General features: G+C 61.6%; 21 protein-coding genes. 9 read left to right on the top strand and 12 right to left on the bottom strand.

Annotated features, from left to right (window positions below):
- Positions 1-43: 43 nt before the first annotated feature.
- Positions 44-928 carry an alpha/beta fold hydrolase gene (locus ACQ66M_RS11225; protein ID WP_430403830.1) on the bottom strand — a complete coding sequence of 295 codons (885 nt, stop codon included), beginning with the start codon at positions 926-928 and terminating at the stop codon, positions 44-46.
- 110 nt (positions 929-1038) lie between these two features.
- On the opposite strand from ACQ66M_RS11225, the gene ACQ66M_RS11220 reads away from it, so the two are divergent.
- A complete protein-coding gene (locus ACQ66M_RS11220; protein ID WP_350171343.1) occupies positions 1039-1632 on the top strand; it encodes a TetR/AcrR family transcriptional regulator in 594 nt (197 codons plus the stop codon).
- 54 nt (positions 1633-1686) lie between these two features.
- On the opposite strand, the gene ACQ66M_RS11215 is transcribed toward ACQ66M_RS11220, so the two are convergent.
- Together ACQ66M_RS11215 and ACQ66M_RS11210 are read right to left on the bottom strand one after the other, a co-directional pair.
- Entirely contained in the window at positions 1687-2088 is a 402-nt protein-coding gene (locus tag ACQ66M_RS11215; RefSeq protein WP_350171344.1) for a cupin domain-containing protein, read from the bottom strand.
- A gap of 84 nt (positions 2089-2172) precedes the next feature.
- Positions 2173-3189: an AraC family transcriptional regulator gene (locus ACQ66M_RS11210; RefSeq protein ID WP_430403828.1), complete on the bottom strand. Its 1017-nt coding sequence runs from the start codon at positions 3187-3189 to the stop codon at positions 2173-2175.
- Between the two features lie 116 nt (positions 3190-3305).
- Between ACQ66M_RS11210 and ACQ66M_RS11205 the strand changes: the two genes are divergently transcribed.
- Positions 3306-4130: a DUF2306 domain-containing protein gene (locus ACQ66M_RS11205; RefSeq protein WP_430403826.1), complete on the top strand. Its 825-nt coding sequence runs from the start codon at positions 3306-3308 to the stop codon at positions 4128-4130.
- A 28-nt stretch (positions 4131-4158) separates the two neighbouring features.
- On the opposite strand, the gene typA is transcribed toward ACQ66M_RS11205, so the two are convergent.
- Positions 4159-5991, bottom strand: a complete 1833-nt coding sequence (gene typA / locus ACQ66M_RS11200; RefSeq protein WP_350170685.1) for a translational GTPase TypA — start codon at positions 5989-5991, stop codon at positions 4159-4161.
- A 147-nt stretch (positions 5992-6138) separates the two neighbouring features.
- Between typA and nudC the strand changes: the two genes are divergently transcribed.
- Together nudC and ACQ66M_RS11190 are read left to right on the top strand one after the other, a co-directional pair.
- Positions 6139-7053 carry an NAD(+) diphosphatase gene (nudC, locus tag ACQ66M_RS11195; protein WP_430403824.1) on the top strand — a complete coding sequence of 305 codons (915 nt, stop codon included), beginning with the start codon at positions 6139-6141 and terminating at the stop codon, positions 7051-7053.
- 103 nt (positions 7054-7156) lie between these two features.
- Positions 7157-7411, top strand: coding sequence for a hypothetical protein (locus ACQ66M_RS11190; RefSeq protein ID WP_430403822.1), 255 nt, complete (start codon positions 7157-7159; stop codon positions 7409-7411).
- 173 nt (positions 7412-7584) lie between these two features.
- Here the strand turns inward: ACQ66M_RS11190 and ACQ66M_RS11185 are convergent, their stop codons facing one another.
- The 4 genes from ACQ66M_RS11185 to ACQ66M_RS11170 all read right to left on the bottom strand — a co-directional run bounded on the left by ACQ66M_RS11185 (position 7585) and on the right by ACQ66M_RS11170 (position 10109).
- Entirely contained in the window at positions 7585-8097 is a 513-nt protein-coding gene (locus ACQ66M_RS11185) for an outer membrane beta-barrel protein (RefSeq protein WP_350170682.1), read from the bottom strand.
- Between the two features lie 228 nt (positions 8098-8325).
- Positions 8326-8784, bottom strand: coding sequence for a YHS domain-containing (seleno)protein (locus tag ACQ66M_RS11180; protein ID WP_430403820.1), 459 nt, complete (start codon positions 8782-8784; stop codon positions 8326-8328).
- A gap of 119 nt (positions 8785-8903) precedes the next feature.
- A complete protein-coding gene (locus tag ACQ66M_RS11175; RefSeq protein ID WP_350170680.1) occupies positions 8904-9428 on the bottom strand; it encodes a hypothetical protein in 525 nt (174 codons plus the stop codon).
- A gap of 102 nt (positions 9429-9530) precedes the next feature.
- Entirely contained in the window at positions 9531-10109 is a 579-nt protein-coding gene (locus tag ACQ66M_RS11170) for a carboxymuconolactone decarboxylase family protein (protein WP_350170679.1), read from the bottom strand.
- A 138-nt stretch (positions 10110-10247) separates the two neighbouring features.
- On the opposite strand from ACQ66M_RS11170, the gene ACQ66M_RS11165 reads away from it, so the two are divergent.
- Entirely contained in the window at positions 10248-11141 is an 894-nt protein-coding gene (locus ACQ66M_RS11165; RefSeq protein ID WP_430403818.1) for a LysR substrate-binding domain-containing protein, read from the top strand.
- On the opposite strand, the gene ACQ66M_RS11160 is transcribed toward ACQ66M_RS11165, so the two are convergent.
- Positions 11138-11974 carry a prephenate dehydratase gene (locus ACQ66M_RS11160; RefSeq protein WP_350170507.1) on the bottom strand — a complete coding sequence of 279 codons (837 nt, stop codon included), beginning with the start codon at positions 11972-11974 and terminating at the stop codon, positions 11138-11140. The two genes, ACQ66M_RS11165 and ACQ66M_RS11160, sit on opposite strands and share 4 nt — an antisense overlap.
- 155 nt (positions 11975-12129) lie before the next feature.
- Between ACQ66M_RS11160 and ACQ66M_RS11155 the strand changes: the two genes are divergently transcribed.
- On the top strand, positions 12130-12924 hold the full coding sequence (locus tag ACQ66M_RS11155; protein ID WP_430403816.1) for a c-type cytochrome: 795 nt from the start codon (positions 12130-12132) through the stop codon (positions 12922-12924).
- On the opposite strand, the gene ACQ66M_RS11150 is transcribed toward ACQ66M_RS11155, so the two are convergent.
- Together ACQ66M_RS11150 and ACQ66M_RS11145 are read right to left on the bottom strand one after the other, a co-directional pair.
- Positions 12921-13775, bottom strand: a complete 855-nt coding sequence (locus tag ACQ66M_RS11150; protein WP_430403814.1) for an NlpC/P60 family protein — start codon at positions 13773-13775, stop codon at positions 12921-12923. The two genes, ACQ66M_RS11155 and ACQ66M_RS11150, sit on opposite strands and share 4 nt — an antisense overlap.
- 25 nt (positions 13776-13800) lie before the next feature.
- Entirely contained in the window at positions 13801-14190 is a 390-nt protein-coding gene (locus tag ACQ66M_RS11145) for a MarR family transcriptional regulator (RefSeq protein WP_430403812.1), read from the bottom strand.
- 125 nt (positions 14191-14315) lie between these two features.
- Between ACQ66M_RS11145 and ACQ66M_RS11140 the strand changes: the two genes are divergently transcribed.
- Positions 14316-14801 (top strand): transcriptional repressor, encoded by a 486-nt coding sequence (locus ACQ66M_RS11140; protein WP_350170511.1) that lies wholly within the window; start codon positions 14316-14318, stop codon positions 14799-14801.
- Positions 14798-15721, top strand: coding sequence for a thioesterase family protein (locus ACQ66M_RS11135; protein ID WP_350170512.1), 924 nt, complete (start codon positions 14798-14800; stop codon positions 15719-15721). Before ACQ66M_RS11140 ends, ACQ66M_RS11135 begins: the two co-directional genes overlap by 4 nt.
- Here ACQ66M_RS11135 and ACQ66M_RS11130 read toward each other — a convergent pair.
- Positions 15718-16914 carry an amino acid aminotransferase gene (locus tag ACQ66M_RS11130; RefSeq protein WP_430403810.1) on the bottom strand — a complete coding sequence of 399 codons (1197 nt, stop codon included), beginning with the start codon at positions 16912-16914 and terminating at the stop codon, positions 15718-15720. The two genes, ACQ66M_RS11135 and ACQ66M_RS11130, sit on opposite strands and share 4 nt — an antisense overlap.
- Positions 16915-17075: 161 nt before the next feature.
- On the opposite strand from ACQ66M_RS11130, the gene ACQ66M_RS11125 reads away from it, so the two are divergent.
- Entirely contained in the window at positions 17076-17363 is a 288-nt protein-coding gene (locus ACQ66M_RS11125) for a DUF1330 domain-containing protein (protein ID WP_430405162.1), read from the top strand.
- The last annotated feature ends 3 nt before the right edge of the window (positions 17364-17366 follow it).

Below are 17366 nucleotides of genomic sequence, written 5' to 3'. Positions count from 1 at the left end.
AAACGGGAGCGCTGGCCCGCCCGGGGGGGAAATGGCGGGAAGTTCAGGCTGAAGCTGCTGACGGCGCAGTACCGGCGTCTTTCCAGTGACGGTGCAGGAGGGGAACAAGTTCATCGGGCCGCTCGCGCGGAAAGAACAGCTTGGCCCCGGGCAGGTGCACAGTGGGCCGCGCGCCGGGAATGGTGTCTTCCAGCCACGCCGCGCATTCCGGCCCGAAGAACACATCCGCAGTTCCCCAGACGATCAGGGTAGGCGCATGGAGCCGGCGCAACCTGTCCTCCACCGCCACTGTGTCGGCCGGGTTCATCGAGGCGAAGAAGCGGGTCATGAGCCCTGCCCTTTCCGGCGAGGCCGAAAGGGGGCCGAGATAGGCGGCCAGCTCTTCCTCACCCAGAATGCCGGGATCCTCGAAGCCGACCGCGAACGCCTCCCGCGCGGTGGCGGGATCCTTGCCCAGTTCGCCTGCGACGGCGGCGAAGCCCTGCTGCGCGATCATCTGTTTCATCGGCTTGATCGGCTCTGGCGGCCACATGTCATGCACATCGCAATTGGTCAGAACCAGGCTGTCGATACGCTCGGGGTGATTGGCCGCGAAAATCTGCGCGATGCCGCCGCCGCTGTCATTGGCGACGAGGCGACAGGACCCGATGCCAAGTGCGGCGCAGAATTCTTCCAGCATACGGGCATTGGCGGCGAAAGAGACATCCTGATCCGCCGGGGTTTCGGTTGCGCCATGGCAGAGGATGTCCAGTGCAATGCAGCGATACTCCCCTGCCAGCCGCTCCATGACAGGGCGCCAGAGCAGCCCGTTGAGGAAGACCCCGTGAACGAACAGGACGACCGGCCCCTCCCCCATCTCCACATAGGCAATCCGGCCTGAGGGCGTTTCGACATATCTGCGGTGGTCCAGAAATGTGGCAATATGCATTTGCGATTCTCCCATTGCCCCGCCCAGAACACTTCTGCAGCGGGAATGTTGATCTTGCCGACCAATAGTCTGTAACTTACAGACCAATGGTCGGTTACACAAGAGGTTTCATGCCGCCTGAAAAAACCACGCAAAAAGCCCGGAGCGACAGCGCCCGCGCCAGCCTGCTGAAGGCGGGACGGGCGCTGTTCGGAAGGGACGGCTTCATTTCAACGGCAGTGAACGACATTTCCGCCGCCGCAGGCATGTCGAAAAGCGGCCTGCTGCATCACTTCCCGTCGAAAGCAGCACTGTTCGAAGCCGTGTTCGAGGAAGAGGAAATGCGGCTCGTGGCGCGCGTCGCCGCCGAAGCGGGCGGCGCGCCGAATGCACGCGAGCGCATGCGACAAGGCGCGCGGGCGCTGCTCGACGCACTGAATGACGCGATGTCACGTCAGATCGTGCTGATCGATGGACCGGCCGTGCTCGGCTGGGCCGTCTGGCGCCGGATCGAGGGAGACCACGGGATCGCCCTGATCGAGGCAACGCTGAGAGAGGCACAGGCAGAAGGCAGCCTCGCCCGCCTGCCCGGCAGCGCCTTTTCCCGCATGTTCCTCAGCGCGCTGCATGAAGGCGCCTTCAGCATCATCGAGGATGAAACGCAGCGACCCGCCGTGGAGATCATGCTCGATCAGATGATCGAGGGCCTGTTTGACCGGGGCTGATGGCGTGCGCAGGGGGACGTGACGCTGTAGAGCCGCGAGCCCAGGGGCCAGCGCCTAGCGGGGGCGATGCTCCGTGCCCTGCCCGGCCGTGATGAAGACGGCGGTCGCGCTTTCCGGCACGTCGGCGATGTGCCAGACACCGGGCGGGTTGATGGCATACTCGCCGGGCGACAGGGTGACGGATTGCGTGCGCCCGTCCGGGTATTCCTGGTGCAGGGTCATGTTGCCGGCGGTGCAAAGCACGATCTCGGCGCCATGCGGGTGGACTTCCCAGCCGGCCCAGTCCCCGGTGAACGTGTGCATGGACACCAGACGTCCCTCGATGCCGTCATTCGGATGCAACTCGCCATAGCGCTCATACCATTCCATGCCGCCCGTCATTTCCGGCAGGATGTGCGCCGAGGCCCCGAGGCCAAGATGGACGGGGTACTTGCTGAGCTGTCTGGGCGTGGTCATGCGGGCCTCCTTATGGAAGCAGACTAGCATTGCCGACCGGGCAATCAACTTTTCCAGACCGCCCTGAATGACGTCACCTGGACGTCAGGCCTTTGCGACCTGCCCGGGACGCAGGCCCGTCCAGCGATGGAAGGCGCGGGAGAATGACGAGGGATCAGAGAAACCGATGAGATAGGCTGTCTCGTTGACCGAGACTTTCTCGCCGGAAAGGTAATGCAGCGCCATCGTATGGCGCAGGGAATCGAGCAATGCGTCAAAGCTGGTGCCTTCGGCCTTGAGCTGGCGGTAGAGGGTCTGACGGCTGATGCCCATGCGCGCGGCAACGCTGTCCATCGTCACGTCACCGGTGTGAAGGACCGGCAGGATGATCGCCTCGACGCGCGCGGCCACGCCCTGCGCCGCATCGAGCGATTTCATCAGTTCGTCGGCCCGCGCGCTGAGCGAACCAAAGACGTAGCGCGGCGTCTTCGACAGGCGCCGCGTGAAGAAGGCCTCCGTGATCTCCATGGCATTGCGACTGGCGCCAAAGGTGACTGGCACGCCGAGCATGCGCTCATAGTGATCGGCATGGGCCGGAGCGGCATGGGTGACTTCGGCAGAGCAATAGAGCGGTGTGTTCGGAAAATAGTACCGGGTGCCACAGATGAAGCGGCCAAGAGTCGACTCGGTGAGTTCCGGAAATTCGTTCGGGTTCCTGCGCGTGTCGATGATGAACGCGCGGCTGCCTTCCCGCGAAATCACGAACCGGTCGCCATCCGATGGCGCTGTCGTGTCAATGACAAGACGTCCGTAGCGGTTCATCTGGCGAAATGCTTCCGGCATGTCTGACGCCGCGTGACTGATCAGCCCGACAATCGTGAGATCATCGAAGCGTATGGTCGAGCCGAACAGGAGCCCCAGCGTGGGTTCGCCGGACAATTCCTTTCCGGCGCGCATCAGGGTCTTGAAGGCGGTCAGCGCAATGCGTTTATCCGGATCGGCGAGGTCTGCGCCAGTGATGCCGGCACGCGCCAGCAGGGTCTCGCGCGGCGCACCGTGCGAGACGGCAAGATCAAGCAGGCCCGAGGCATAGCCGGCAGACACCGTGGCCCTGGCCGTCATCGGAAAGCCGCCTGATTGTTACTGTGCGTCATGATAATGTCGCCAAGTGTCATGGGGGCAGCCTCGCCCGTCCGGTAAGTTGTCGCAAGACCTATACCAGCCGGAGTGAACACGAAATGACCGATAGCGCCGCCACGACGCGTTCGCGCCCCCTGATTGATCCACGCAAGGCATTGTCCTTTGCGGGCGCCCTGTGGTTCGTATCGGCCGCGATCGGCCAGCTGGCCTTCGTGATCCATATCGCTGCGCAGTATTACGTCTCGACGTTTCGGGGTGACTTCGAACGGATGGACGAAGGCGTGATCTACGGCTTCATCAGCGGCGATTTGCTCGGCAATGCCCTGTTCCTGTCGCATGTGCTTCTGGCCTTCTGGATTACCGCGAGCGGGCCGTTGCAATTCATCCCGCAGGTGCGCAACCGGTTCCGGACCTTCCATCGCTGGAACGGACGCTTCTACCTGACCGTCGCGCTGCTCACCAGTTCCGGCGCCCTGATCCTCTCCTATCTTCGCCCGCATTTCGGGTCGCTTGCCCTGCTGTTCGTCAATACAGCCGATGGCGTGCTGATCATTGCGTTCGGATGCCTGGCCCTGAGGGCTGCACTGAAGCGGCGTTTTGACGACCATAAGCGATGGGCGCTGCGCCTGTTCATCGTGGTCAGCGGCGTGTGGTTTTTCCGGCTTGGGTACGGGTTCTATTTCTTCATCACGGCAGGAGAGATGCCCGGATCGCACAATCTGTCCGGCCCTGCGGACATTGCGGTCGCCAGCACCTGGATTGTCGCGCTGGCCGGACTGGAACTCTACCTGTCTGCCCAGAGACGCCCATCAGGCGGCCTGAAGATGGCAGCCGCCGCAATGACCATCGCGGCGGCTGGAGCTGTTCTGGTGAGCAGTTATTTCGCTGCCCATATGTTCTGGCTGCCAACACCGGCCGCCTAGGCGCTGCGCTTACGCCCGCGCCGGGACCCTAGTAATCCGGGTTCGACTTGGCGTGGCGTTTGCGCTCGTGCGTGTCGAGATAGATCTTGCGCAGCCGGATATTGCTGGGCGTGACTTCGACCAGCTCGTCGTCGGCGATATAGGCCAGCGACTTTTCCAGCGTCATCTGGATCGGCGGCGTGAGGCGGACGGCCTCGTCGCTGCCCGATGCGCGCATGTTGGTGAGCTTCTTGCCCTTCAGGACGTTCACTTCCAGATCATTGTCGCGCGTGTGCTGGCCAATGATCATGCCGGCATAGACCTTGTCGCCCGGATTGATAATCATCGGACCACGGTCTTCCAGGTTCCACAGCGCGAACGCCACGGCCTCACCCTGCTCCATCGCGATCAGCACGCCTGTGTGGCGGCCCTGGATGCGACCCTTGTGCGGGGCGTATTCGTGGAACACGCGGTTCATGATGGCGGTGCCGCGCGTGTCGGACAGGAGTTCGCCCTGGTAGCCGATCAGGCCGCGTGTCGGCGCGTGGAACACCATGCGCGTACGTCCAACGCCGGACGGGCGCATGTCGAGCATATCGGCTTTGCGTTCCGACAGTTTCTGCACGACGATACCGGAATGCTCGTCATCAACGTCGATCACGACTTCCTCGATTGGCTCGAGTTTCTCGCCGTTCGGGCCTTCCTGCATGACGACCTGTGGGCGCGACACGCCGAGTTCAAAGCCTTCGCGGCGCATTGTCTCGATCAGGACGGCGAGCTGGAGTTCACCGCGACCTGACACGGTGAAGGCTTCGGCGTCAGTGGCGCGGTCGACTTTGAGCGCGACATTGCCTTCGGCTTCCTTGACGAGGCGGTCCCAGATGATGCGGGAGGTCACTTTCGTGCCCTCTGTGCCGGCATAGGGGCTGTCATTGACGCGGAACGTCATGGAAATGGTCGGCGGATCGATCGGCTGGGCTTCGATCGGCGTCGACACGGCCGGATCGCAGAACGTGTCGGCGACGTTGGCCTTGGTCATGCCGGCGAGCGAGACGATGTCGCCTGCGACGCCTTCGTCGACCGGAATGCGCTCGAGTCCGCGGAAGGCGAGGACTTTCGAAATGCGTCCCTGCTCGACGAGCGAACCGTCACGGGCAAGCACCTTGACCTGCTGGTTCGGCTTGACCGTGCCGGACGTGATGCGGCCGGTCAGGATGCGGCCGAGAAACGGGTCGGACGAGATCGTGGTGGCGAGCAGGCGGAAGGGGCCTTCCTCGACTTTCGGTGTCGGCACATGATCGACAACCATCTGGAACAGCGCGTCCATGTTGGTAGTCGGGTTTTCGTATTCGGTGTTCATCCAGCCCTGCTTGGCCGAACCGAAAAGGATCGGGAATTCGAGCTGCTCCTCGCTGGCATCCAGATTGGCGAACAGGTCAAAGACTTCATTGATGACCTCGTCCGGGCGGCGTTCGGGCTTGTCGATCTTGTTGACGGCCACGATGGGACGCAGGCCGACTTTCAGGGCCTTGGAGACCACGAACTTGGTTTGCGGCATCGGGCCTTCCGAGGCGTCGACAAGAACGATGGCACCATCAACCATCTGGAGGATACGTTCGACCTCGCCGCCAAAGTCGGCGTGCCCGGGCGTATCAACGATGTTGATGCGGTAGCCATTCCATTCGACCGAAGTTGTCTTGGCGAGGATGGTGATGCCGCGCTCGCGCTCGATATCGTTGGAATCCATTGCGCGCTCGACGGTTTTTTCGTTCTCGCGATAGGTGCCGGACTGTTTGAGCAGTTCGTCCACGAGCGTGGTCTTGCCGTGGTCGACGTGGGCGATAATCGCGATATTGCGCATTTTCTCGATGGACTGGGACATAGGAATGATAGGCTTTCGGGAGGAGGAATCGGGTGTCTGGAGCGCGCCCTACCCGAATATGCGGGTTTTGACTATGGGGGATGGGCAGGATCGCTTGTGGCGGGTAAGCAATTCCCATCTCTCATCAACCCGGTAGTGTCCTGAACCATGACAAATTCAAACGATATGCCGCTGGCGGCAAAGCCTCTCGACCGCGCCGCGCATCGCCGCACAGACGAAGCCTGGCTCGAGACCGCCAAGCAGCAGGACGATGTCCTTTTCTTCCTGATGCGCAAGGGCGAACCCTTTGTCGAAAAGCGCGGCCTGTTCTGGATGGGACCGGAAGCGCGCAAGCTGTCGCCGGCTTCCCCCACCGTGTTCATGGGTGAAGACAAGCAGGGCACGCCAGTGTTTGCTCTGAACCTGCCCGATGCATTCGACCTGGATGGCTCGCTGATTGCGGGGGCCGGCACGTTCACCGAATTCCGCATGGCCGCCGGCGCGCTGGCCGATATGGAAGCCAATCTTGTTTCGACTGCGCGCAGCGTGTTCCTGTGGCATGCAAGCCATGGCCACTGCGCCAAATGTGGCGGACGGGTCGGCATTGTCGATGCCGGGTGGAAAACCCAGTGCCCGGAATGCGGCACCGAACATTTCCCGCGAACGGATCCCGTTGCGATCATGCTGGCCGTGAAGGATGGCAAATGCCTGATCGGGCGACAGGCGATGTGGCCGGCGGGATTCATGTCGTGTCTGGCAGGGTTTTGCGAACCCGGCGAAACGATCGAGCAGGCAGCGGCGCGCGAACTGTTCGAGGAGGCGGGCATCACGTGCGATCCGGCGAGTGCGGAATACGTGGCATGCCAACCCTGGCCCTTCCCGTCTTCGCTCATGGTCGGTCTGATTCTTGAAGCTGAAAATTTCGAAATTACGCTCGACAAAAACGAGATCGACGAGGCAAGATGGATCACACGTGCCGAAGCACGCGAAATAATTTCCGGACAACATGCCGAACTTTTCTGCCCGCCAAAGATGGCAATTGCGCATCATATATTGAAGACTTGGGCACTTCGGGACGACTAGTCGTATACGGATCGCTTTTTCCGCTCGCGTCTCAGGTGAGAATCAAGAGTTGATTTCCCGCGAATCACAATATTATTGGCTTGCCACTGACAGGAGATCGGAAATGGCAATTGCAAAAAAACCTGCCGCAAAAAAACCGGCAGCAAAAAAACCAGCCGCGAAGCCAGCAGCGAAAAAGCCTGCTGCCAAACCGGCAACAAAGACTGCTACCAAGACCGCTGCGAAACCAGCTGCAAAGAAGCCGGCCGTCAAAAAGCCCGCTGCCAAAGCTGCTGCAAAGCCAGCCGTGAAAAAAGCCGCTGCAAAGCCAGCCGCGAAAAAGCCTGCTGCAAAGAAGCCGGCCGCCAAAAAGAAATAAGTCTGCGGACAAGTTTTGAAGAACGGGCGAGCATGTCTCGCCCGTTTTTTTATGGAAAATCAGGGAATTGAAGCTGTTTGATGGAACCCCCGCGCCCGCGACGAGCGCGGGGGCCATCCTGCCGGGCAGTCAATTCAAGGGCTGCCTGCCCGACCGGACCCGTACTGGCCGACCTAGAATTTCAGGACGTAGGCAACGTCGATCACATCGACCGAGTCATCATAGTCGAGATGGGTATAGCCAAGGCGGAATCCCTGGTTGGGGGCAAAGTAGTAATTGCCACCCAGGCCAAGAGCCGCAGCATCATCGTCGGCTGAGGCGGACACGCCGCCCGCCGATGCCTTGATCTCGGTGCTTACGTAACCGACCCGGCCGAACACATCAGCCTTTTCGGAAAACGGAATGCGACCCACGGCATAGGCACCGTAGGAGTTTTCCAGTTCAACGTTCGCACTGACACCGGCAATCGTCGTGGACTCGTCGGCAATGCCGATGGCCCCTTCGACTTCGGCGCCGAGGAATTCGCTGAAGTTGTAGCCGCCACGCAGCTGGACGGCACCGAGGTCGGCATCGTCCGCACTATAGTTGCCGTAACCGATCGTGCCGTAAAAGCCGGTGTCCTGAGCAAAGGCAGGCGCAGCAGCAAATGCAGCGAGAGTCATGGCCGTGGTGATTGCAAGTTTCATGGGAGGTATTCCTTTTGTTATCCCGTCTCCGGGAAACCGGAATCTAGCGATTGATTGTGGCAAGTTGGGTGAATTCGGATTCATGTTTGCTGACGGATGAAATGTGTGGCGGCCGTGCAACGGTGGCCCTTCCGGGTCTTGAGAATTCACGGAAAAAGCAGGCGGCCCACCGCAAAAACGCGGCAGGCCGTCGGCGATTGTCGATTCAGATATGTGGCGACACCTGCCTTAATGGTTAAGCGCAGACCATTCGGTATCGGCCCGGGAGATGAAACCCGGAATGTCCGCGTTCCATTTATCCTGGATGTTGGAATTGTAATTCAGGTAGAGCTTGCCATCGACAATCTTCCAGTGGCGCGCATCGCCTTTGGCATGCTTGCCCTCGGCCATCGCCCAGGCGCAGTAGCCACCATATTGCGGCGCGTAGGCGTCCGGGTCTGCCAGGAAGGCGTCACGGTTTGCAGCGCTTGAGAACAGGAAGGTTGCGCCCTTGTAATCTGCGCTGAGATTCCTGTCGCCCTTCTCCGGCGAGCCATTCCGGAAATAGGCGACGGGATCATATCCCTGCAGCGCCGTGCTGGAAAACCGCCCTGTATAGATTGCAGGCTCTGCCGATGCGGCTGGTGCAAACGCGATGGCAGGTGAGACGGCCAGCAGGGCCGCAAGAAGCAGGGCGCGAGGTTTCATGATGGTCTTCACTTTCTGTCTCGTGGAAGGAAAAGGGAAGTCGCCGGGACCTGGGAGGGAAGCTTCGAGGGGTGGGTGGGGACGCGCTCGAAGGGTGGTCCCGGCGACAGGGCAACAACTCAGACGGGGTGGATCCGGGTTGTCGCGTTCGGGGTGGCGGATGGCGCGTCAGGCAGAATGGCCGCGCGCAATCCGCCAAGAATGGACAGCAGCGTCTTGCGCCGTGCGATGAGCAGAATGAACGATCCGGTCCAGACCGTGACAGCCATGGCAAACAGGCCGCCACCATCATTGTTCGGATCGATGCCAAGTGGCGTGAACAGGTGGAAACTGACGGCCCCGCTCATCACAGCCACCGCAATCAGCGCGCCGAGTGTCTGCAGGCGGCGAAAGGCCGGGAACACGCCCAGAAGGAGCAGCGCCGAGGCCACGAGTTCAGCCGAACCGATGACATACTGGCTGAACAGTCCGGTCTGGGCGAACAGGCCACCTGCGCCGAAACTGTCTGCCCAGGCATCAAGCCGGCCAAAGATGACCTGTGTCTCCGGCGCGTTTGTGAACTTGTAGCGCAGGCTGTCCAGGAAGACCGCCGAGGCGATCAGGCTGAAAATGTGCGGTGCGTAGGTCCTGATCCTGATCAACATTGAAAACGTCCCTCACCTATTGAAGGCCTGTCCTCTCACGAACAGGCCCTTTCCGGCAAAACAAACGCCTGTGAGCACGGCCCACGATTACGTGAGCAGGCATCAGCAACTGCCCCCGCCGCAGGCGCGGGTGCACGGCGCCCAGGCAAATGGCCTGTAGGCCGGGTTCAGCGGCGTTTCGGCGACATGGTTGGTATAATTGGAGATGGTTTTCAGCGCGACGCCAAGGATGACTCCCAGAATGGCGCTTTTGTCCCATCCGGCCCTGAGGAAGACTGTGACATCGGCGTCCGACACAAAACCGCGCTGGCGCACGATGCGGCGGGTGAACAGGCGCAGGCCTTCAAGACGCGGGTCGGCCAGCGGCTGGTTGTTGCGGACGGCTTCAATGACCGTCATGTCCAGACCGGCTGCCGCAGACGCAGCCGAATGTGCCGCGACGCAGAAATGACAGGTATTTTCGATGCTCACCGTCAAAAGCACGACCTGCCGCTCCAATGGTGTGAAGCCGGCCGTATCAAAGAAGCGCGACAGGCTGAGACAGGCCTCCAGGGCCGCCGGGTTTTCGGCCAGCACGGCCAACATGTTGGGGATCATGCCATGGTCGGCCCTGACCGATTCCAGTACCGGACGCGCGGCAGCCGGCGCGGAGGCTTCGTCGTGAATGTTCAGCTTGCTCATGGTCGCATCATTTCTCGGTCTGGGACGGACGGGATTGGCGTTTCGTCCTCGTGAGGTGCTATTTAGACCCAATCCCCCTTCGCAGAACGCGGACAGTCCCCATATGCTTCATTCGAAATACGCATAGGAGACACCGGGGTGGACCGTATTGATGCCATGCGCCTGTTCATTCGCGTTGCGGATGCAGGCAGTTTTTCCAAGGCGGCGAGCGATCTCGGCCTCGGCCAGCCAACCGTTTCGCGGCGCATACAGGAACTTGAGGCCAGCCTCGACGCGGCACTTTTCCTGCGCACGACGCGCTCACTGAGCCTGACCGAAGCCGGCGACCGGTTCTACAAACGCGCCCATGACATTCTCGCGGAATATGAGGACGCTGAAGCCGAGGCGCGGGGGCTCGATCACGAGCCGGTCGGATTGCTGCGGATTTCCTGTGTGTCCTCGATGGCCCGGCTGGTGATCGGCCCGCGGATCGCCAGCTTCATGAAAATGTATCCGCATATCCGTGTCGATGTTCTGACGGACGACACCTACACTGACCTTGTCGGCGAAGGCGTGGACCTCGCGTTCAGGATCGGCACGCTGGTTGATTCAAGCCTGATGGCGAAAAAGGTGGGCGAGTCGCCGCGATCGCTCTGGGCCTCCCCGGATTACCTTGCCGCGCGAGGGACACCGCGGCATCCGCGCGACCTGGCTGAACATGACGCAGTCCTGTTCCGGCAGACGGCGACAAATGAATGGGTGCTCAGCCGCGATGGCGAGACTGTCAGCGTCAGGGTGGACGGCCGGTTCAAGGCGTCGTCGGGTGACCTGTTGCTGCAGGCGGCCCAGTCGGGTCTGGGCCTGTTCCTGGCGGCGAGCTGGCTCGTGTCTGACTGCGTGAATGATGGCAGCCTGGTGCGCGTGATGCCGGAATGGACGGCTACGCCGAGCCCGGTCCATTGCGTGTGGACGTCCGGCAAGCTGCGCGGCAAGGCGAAACTGTTCGCCGACCATATTGCCGATGCGCTGCGGTTCGAGACCCAGACCTGCTAGAAGCCTGTGGTTGGCTTGGCAGGGAACACGCCCAGGATCTTGAGTGACTGCGAAAAGAAGCCCAGTTCTTCCAGCGCGATCTGGACCGGACGCTCGTCGGGGTGACCGTCAATCTCGGCATAGAACTGGGTCGCGGTGAATGAACCGTCTATCTGGTAGCTTTCGAGCTTGGTCATGTTGATGCCATTCGTCGCAAAGCCGCCCATGACCTTGTAGAGCGCTGCAGGAATGTTGCGCACCTCGAACAGAAAGGCGGTCTTGGTCGGCCCGTCTCCGGCCTCGATCTCAGAGGGCTCGCGCGCCATGATGATGAACCGCGTCGTGTTATGGGATGCATCCTCGATATCTTCGGCCAGGATATCGAGACCATAGACCTTGGCCGCCAGACGCGGGGCGATGGCCGCGACCGACCGGTTGCCGCCTTCCGCCACTTCACGCGCCGCACCCGCCGTGTCAGCGGCGGTCACGGGCTCGATATCGTGCGCCTTGAGGAATTTGCGGCACTGGCCAAGCCCCATGATGTGGGAGCGGGCCCGGGTGATCTCCTCCAGCTTCACGCCCGGCAGGCCCATCAGCTGGAACCGGATCGGCAGATAGTGCTCGGCAACGATCTGAAGGCTTGTGGTTGGCAGCAGGTAATGAATGTCACCGACCCGGCCTGCGATCGTATTTTCGACCGGAATCATGGCGAGTTCGGCCTCGCCCTTCTCGACGGCAGTGAAACAATCCTCAAATGTGCGGCAGGGAAGCGGCGACAGGCGCGGATAGGCCTCGTTGCAGGCAATATGCGAATTTGCCCCCGGTTCGCCCTGATACGCGATGTGATTGGCCATTCAGCGTCCTTTTTCTGTCTCCAACATGCGTCGGATCGCCGCGAAGAAAGGAGAAGCGCCCCTTCCTCGCAGCCTTTATGTTGTCTGTATTCCGTTAGCGTGCCAAAAGGCGCGCGCCAAGACACATGACAAGATAGATTCGAAGGATTGCCCCAATGGGAGAACTCGGTGTCAACAAGATTCTCGGCGCGTTGCTAGCCACCGCGCTCGGCCTGATGGGCCTGCACCAGCTTTCAGCTATCGTATTCAGCCACGGTAGCGGCGCAGAACATCATGGCGACGAGCACGCGGAAGCGACCTCGATGAGCGAACAGATGTGCGCGAAGTACGCCTATTGCGTCGAAGTTGCCGGCAGCGGGGGCGGTAGCGAAGTCGTTGAAGTCGTGTTTGACCTCGGCGCAGCAATGGCCAGCGCGGATGCCGCAAGAGGCGAGCGCGCGTTCAAGGCCCAGTGTGCGACCTGCCACACCATTAACGAAGGCGGCGCCAACGGAACCGGCCCGAACCTTTACGGCGTTGTTGGCGCGGCCAAGGCAGCCCATGCCGGATTTGCCTATTCGGCAGCACTTTCCGGTATGAGCGGCGACTGGTCCTATGAGAACCTGAACGCCTGGCTGGAAAACCCCTCCGCCTATGCCCGTGGCACGTCGATGTCTTTCGCCGGCCTGCGCCGCGATCCGGACCGGGTCAATGTGATTGCCTACCTGGCCGCCAACTCCCCGAACGCCCCGGCAGCGCCTGCGCCACTGCCCGCGTCTGATGAAGACCCTGCTGCGGAAGGCGAAGCTGCACCGGCCGAAGGTGAAGCTGACGCACCCGCAGATGCGGCGGAAACGGAAGCTGTTGAAGGTGAAGCCCCTGCTGAAGAGGCCGCTGAGGCACCTGCAGCCGAGGCGGAAGCTGAGGCCGCGCCCGCTGAGGCACCTGCAACCGAAACACCGCAAGACTAGGCGACGGGGTCAGCCATCCAGTGGGGCACCTGCCCGGCGAACTGTTCACGATCAATGCGCCGGGCCCCGACGGGCTCGGCGTATTGCGTTTTGATCCTGACAATTGCCTGATCCAGGGGTTCGCGGGCCACGGCCATATGCCAGGCATTGGCGTGCAGAAGGTGATGGGCATCCGTCATGATTCCGACATGGCCTTTCCAGAACACGAGGTCGCCCCGCCTGAGGGCGCCTGAGACCTTCCAGTCGGCAATGTCATCGCCTGCCCAGGAAAATTGCATGTCGCTGTCACGCGGCAGGAGCGTGCCTGTGGCCTCGAACGCCTGCTGGGTCAGGCCCGTGCAGTCGAGGCCGAGACTGTCACGTCCGCCCCACAGGTAGGGGGTATGAAGGTAGCGTTCAGCAACAGCAACCGCGTCGGTTTCCAGCGTGTCCAGCGGTGCCAGGTGGCGCGCATGAACCCAGCCAACCTGTTCAGAGCGGGCATAGTCACCGTCCTGCCCCGTGATCGTGAGCTGGGCACCAAGGCTGAGCGTGGCATTTACGGGCGACTTGAGGTCCGGAGCGGCATAGGCAAACGTCCGAAGGGCCGAGACCTTGTGGGTCGGCGTCGTGATCGCGGGCGACAGCGAATCAGTGGTCACCCAGCCGACATAATGGTCGCGCCGGCACCTGACCCGCGACCAGGCGCCGTTCGTGTCGAAAACATCGAGGATCTCGCCGAGCAGGGCCTGCGTCGCGAGCCGCGCTGACGGATCAGGCGCCTCGCGGATAGCGGCAGAGGCCACCACAACCTGCGCAGGCCTCGCTGCCCCTGAAGGGCGCGCCAGTCGGCTGTCAGTCAATTCAGGCATGCGCATCGCCCCGGCAGGAAGGCGCCTAAGCGGCTGCGGAGGACTTTCCGCCGCGCCGTGGCGTCAGATCTTCTTCACTTTCACCTGAAGCTGCGGCCAGAACAAGGCCGGCAAAGGCCCGAAGATAGGTCATTCCGGCGGGCGTCCGCTCGATGAAGATGTTGCGCAGGTCGTTGTCATCCTTGACGCGGCGGATGAAATCCAGCCTGGACAGGGTGTCCAAGGCGCGCGTGACGGCGGGTTTTGCGATGTCGAGATGGTCTGCCAGGCCGCGCACGGTGTGCGGGCCGGGCGAGAGCGCGATCGTCATCAGAATGGCCTGCTGGCGCGCCGTCAGATCCGGCGCGTCTGAACGCACCGAAGCGGTGACCGCCCGACGCCAGAGTTCCAGTCCGCCGCGTTCCGACAATTCCATCCATCATTCCTCTCGATTCGCCTCAGAAACGAATCTCGGGTGATTTGCATGACCCGTCTAGGCCGGAAACGGGCGTTAACTGCTTGCCCCTTCACATTCGGTGCAAAACACACGACATTGCCCTCATGGCCAATGCGCATACCCATGATCACGTTCACGCCAACACGCCCTGCAGTCCGCAGGATGTGGAGACGTTCCTCAACGACGCCGAGGCGCTGGTGATGCGCCAGGGCGCGCGGATGACCCGTATCCGCCGCAAGGTTTTGCGGCTGCTGCTGGAGAGCGCCGAGCCGGCCAAGGCGTATGACCTTCTGGCGAACCTAGACGGAGAAGGATCGGCCAAGCCGCCGACCGTGTACCGCGCGCTCGATTTCCTCCAGGAGTCGGGCCTTGCCCACAAGATCGAGAGTCTGAATGCGTATGTCGCGTGCGGCCATACGAGCCACAGCCATTCGGCAGTGTTCCTGATCTGTGACACATGCGGCGGCGCAGAGGAATTGCACGCCGTCGCAACCAATGAGGCATTGCAGGCCGAGACGATAGCAGCCGGATTCAAAATGACACGCGCAGTCGTCGAAGTGCGTGGCTCCTGCCGGGACTGTAACGCGTGATCACACTCTGGCGGGGAAGTTGCAACCAGTGGGATTGCGACGAGATGGGGCACATGAATGTGCGCCTCTATGTCGAAAAGCAGATGGAAGGGCTTGCCGCGTTCAGCCATGAACTGGCCATGCCGCATGCTTTCCAGGAAGATGCACCATCGACCCTCGTACCGGTGGATCAGCATGTGCGCTTTATCCGCGAAGTGCTGCCCGGACGCCCGATCAGCATGAATGGCTGTGTGGTGAGCGTGGGGACGAATGACGCTGTCTTCTATCAGGAACTGCGCCACCATGATGGCGCCCTGTCAGCCTCCTTCCTGACGCGTGTGGTGCATATCGACACCAAGGGACGCGAAGCCTTTCCCTGGAGCACACGGGCCCGCCTGGCCCTGGAAGCCCATGTCGATACGCCGCCCGCCGAAGCAGCGCCACGCTCATTCGATCCTGATGCGCCCGCGCTTGCGACCGAAGACATCCGTATCGAGACACCGCGTGAACTGGGCATCCCGCTGATCGGAAAAGGCGTGGTTCCGCTGCATCATATCGACGTCAACGGGCGGATGGCGCCGGGCTGGATCATCGGGCGGATTTCCGACAGCGTTCCGAACCTTCTCTATGACTGGCGCAAGCAGGTAGCCGAGGCCGCTGGCGGACGCCGGATGGGCGCGGCTGTGCTGGAAAACCGGCTGCGCTACCATCGCTGGCCAAAAGCTGGTGACGCGTTCGAAATCCATACGTCGCTGGGTGGGACAGCCGAGAAGACGCACTCGCTGGTCCACTGGATGATGGACCCGGAGACCGGCCTGCCGTGGGCAACAAGCCAGGTTGTGGCGATCACGCTGGACCTGGACGCGCGCAAGGCGATCCCCTCGCCACCGCAAATGCTGGAAGACCTTGAACGGCTCGCACCGCGCGGCCTGTCGCTTTAAAGATACTCAGCCATGATGTCCGCGATGCGGGGAATGTCGGCCTGGCGCAGGCCAGCAATGTTGATGCGGCCGGATGCCGGCAGGTAGAGGCCGTGCTTTTCGCGCATGTCCTGCGCTGCGTCTGGCGTGACCGGGATCTGGCTGAACATGCCATTCTGCTCGGCCAGCGCCGCCAGACGGTTCGAACCGGTTTTCGCCACAAGGGCGTCTGACAATGCCTTGCGAAGGGCGATCATGCGCTCACGCATTTGCGTCAGTTCCGCTTCCCACTCGGCGCGCAGGGCCGGGTCGCCGAGAATCGTGGCGACAATGGCTGCGCCATGGGCCGGCGGCATGGAATAGCTGGTGCGCGAAATGTCGGCCACATGCGTCATGACGGCGTCAGCGGCCCGCTTGGTATAGGCCTGGCCAAGGAAGCACCCGGTGCGTTCGCGATAGAGGCCGAAATTCTTCGAGCAGGAATAGGAGACCATCGAGTCTTCGGCGATCTTGAGGAAGAGGCGCGCGCCTTCCATGTCGCTCTCAAGGCCGCCGGCAAAGCCGTGATAGGCAATATCGAGCATGGGAATGACGCCGCGCTCGACGGTCAGCATGGCCAGATCGATCCATTGCTGAACGCTGAGGTCGATGCCGGTGGGATTGTGGCATGGCCCCTGGATGATGATGCCGTCACCGCGCCGTGTGCCGGCGAGGCTGGCCATCAGGCTTTCGAAATCAACGCGTCCCGTTTCGGCGTCTGCATAGTCATATTCGGCAACGTCGAGGCCTGTATTCCTGACGAGGTTGGAATGGTTCGGCCAGGTCGGGCGGCTGAGCCAGACGGTTTTCACGCCGAGCCGCTTCATCAGGCCAACGCCAAGATAGAGCGCACCACAACCGCCGGGCGTTGTCATGGAAACCAGGCGCCCCTTCTCGATGAGATGCGAGCTGTCGCCGAACACGAAGCGTTCAATGGCGTCGCAGAATTCCGGATTGCCGCGCGGACCTTCATACACTTTCGTGGTCTGCTGCTTCAGGATGATCGCCTCGGCCTTGGCGACGGCGGACATGACCGGCGTGTGACCCATATCGTCCTTGTAGACACCGACGCCAAGATCGAACTTCTCCGCGCGCCTGTCTTCGCGATAGGCTGTCATGAGGCCGAGCAGCGCGTCAGAAGGCAGCGCGTTGAGGGATTCGAATGCGGGGTTCATGGCATGTCCTAAGGGATGGATAGTTTCAAACGAAACCAATAGAGCCTGATACACACTCAGGCAACATGGCGCGGACGTATTGCGTGGGCACTCTTGCACACAATCCTGATGTGCCCGATGCAATGGCCCAGCTGAAAACACTTATCAATGGGAGTTCGACCATGCCTGCCTATGTCATCCTGATCAGAGAGCGCATGCGCGATGAAGACGCCATGGCCCGCTATGCCGAAGCTGCCAGGGCTGCGCGCGGCGATCACCAGATCACGCCACTGGCCTTCTATGGCGCACATGAGGTGCGTGAAGGTGCCGACGCGGACGGCGTGGTGATCCTGAGCTTTTCGGACATGGACGCCGCAAAAGCCTGGTATGACAGCCCGGAATATGCAGCAGCACGGGAACACCGGCATCAGGCCGCCGATTACCGGGTGATTTTCGTCGAAGGCGTCTAGCGC

The organism is Hyphomonas sp. (assembly GCF_965284475.1).
In the GTDB taxonomy this organism is placed as follows: domain Bacteria; phylum Pseudomonadota; class Alphaproteobacteria; order Caulobacterales; family Hyphomonadaceae; genus Hyphomonas.
This window is presented reverse-complemented; position numbering and strand designations above follow the sequence as displayed.

Coding starts and splice junctions, on each gene's coding strand:
- ACQ66M_RS11150 (WP_430403814.1), bottom strand. CDS start 13,775: ATGCCTGAATTGACTGACAGCCGACTGGCGCGCCCTTCAGGGGCAGCG.
- ACQ66M_RS11125 (WP_430405162.1), top strand. CDS start 17,076: ATGCCTGCCTATGTCATCCTGATCAGAGAGCGCATGCGCGATGAAGAC.
- typA (WP_350170685.1), bottom strand. CDS start 5,991: ATGTCCCAGTCCATCGAGAAAATGCGCAATATCGCGATTATCGCCCAC.
- ACQ66M_RS11225 (WP_430403830.1), bottom strand. CDS start 928: ATGCATATTGCCACATTTCTGGACCACCGCAGATATGTCGAAACGCCC.
- ACQ66M_RS11210 (WP_430403828.1), bottom strand. CDS start 3,189: ATGACGGCCAGGGCCACGGTGTCTGCCGGCTATGCCTCGGGCCTGCTT.
- ACQ66M_RS11170 (WP_350170679.1), bottom strand. CDS start 10,109: ATGAGCAAGCTGAACATTCACGACGAAGCCTCCGCGCCGGCTGCCGCG.
- ACQ66M_RS11155 (WP_430403816.1), top strand. CDS start 12,130: ATGGGAGAACTCGGTGTCAACAAGATTCTCGGCGCGTTGCTAGCCACC.
- ACQ66M_RS11130 (WP_430403810.1), bottom strand. CDS start 16,914: ATGAACCCCGCATTCGAATCCCTCAACGCGCTGCCTTCTGACGCGCTG.
- ACQ66M_RS11220 (WP_350171343.1), top strand. CDS start 1,039: ATGCCGCCTGAAAAAACCACGCAAAAAGCCCGGAGCGACAGCGCCCGC.
- ACQ66M_RS11185 (WP_350170682.1), bottom strand. CDS start 8,097: ATGAAACTTGCAATCACCACGGCCATGACTCTCGCTGCATTTGCTGCT.
- ACQ66M_RS11215 (WP_350171344.1), bottom strand. CDS start 2,088: ATGACCACGCCCAGACAGCTCAGCAAGTACCCCGTCCATCTTGGCCTC.
- nudC (WP_430403824.1), top strand. CDS start 6,139: ATGACAAATTCAAACGATATGCCGCTGGCGGCAAAGCCTCTCGACCGC.
- ACQ66M_RS11140 (WP_350170511.1), top strand. CDS start 14,316: ATGGCCAATGCGCATACCCATGATCACGTTCACGCCAACACGCCCTGC.
- ACQ66M_RS11160 (WP_350170507.1), bottom strand. CDS start 11,974: ATGGCCAATCACATCGCGTATCAGGGCGAACCGGGGGCAAATTCGCAT.
- ACQ66M_RS11180 (WP_430403820.1), bottom strand. CDS start 8,784: ATGAAACCTCGCGCCCTGCTTCTTGCGGCCCTGCTGGCCGTCTCACCT.
- ACQ66M_RS11205 (WP_430403826.1), top strand. CDS start 3,306: ATGACCGATAGCGCCGCCACGACGCGTTCGCGCCCCCTGATTGATCCA.
- ACQ66M_RS11145 (WP_430403812.1), bottom strand. CDS start 14,190: ATGGAATTGTCGGAACGCGGCGGACTGGAACTCTGGCGTCGGGCGGTC.
- ACQ66M_RS11190 (WP_430403822.1), top strand. CDS start 7,157: ATGGCAATTGCAAAAAAACCTGCCGCAAAAAAACCGGCAGCAAAAAAA.
- ACQ66M_RS11175 (WP_350170680.1), bottom strand. CDS start 9,428: ATGTTGATCAGGATCAGGACCTACGCACCGCACATTTTCAGCCTGATC.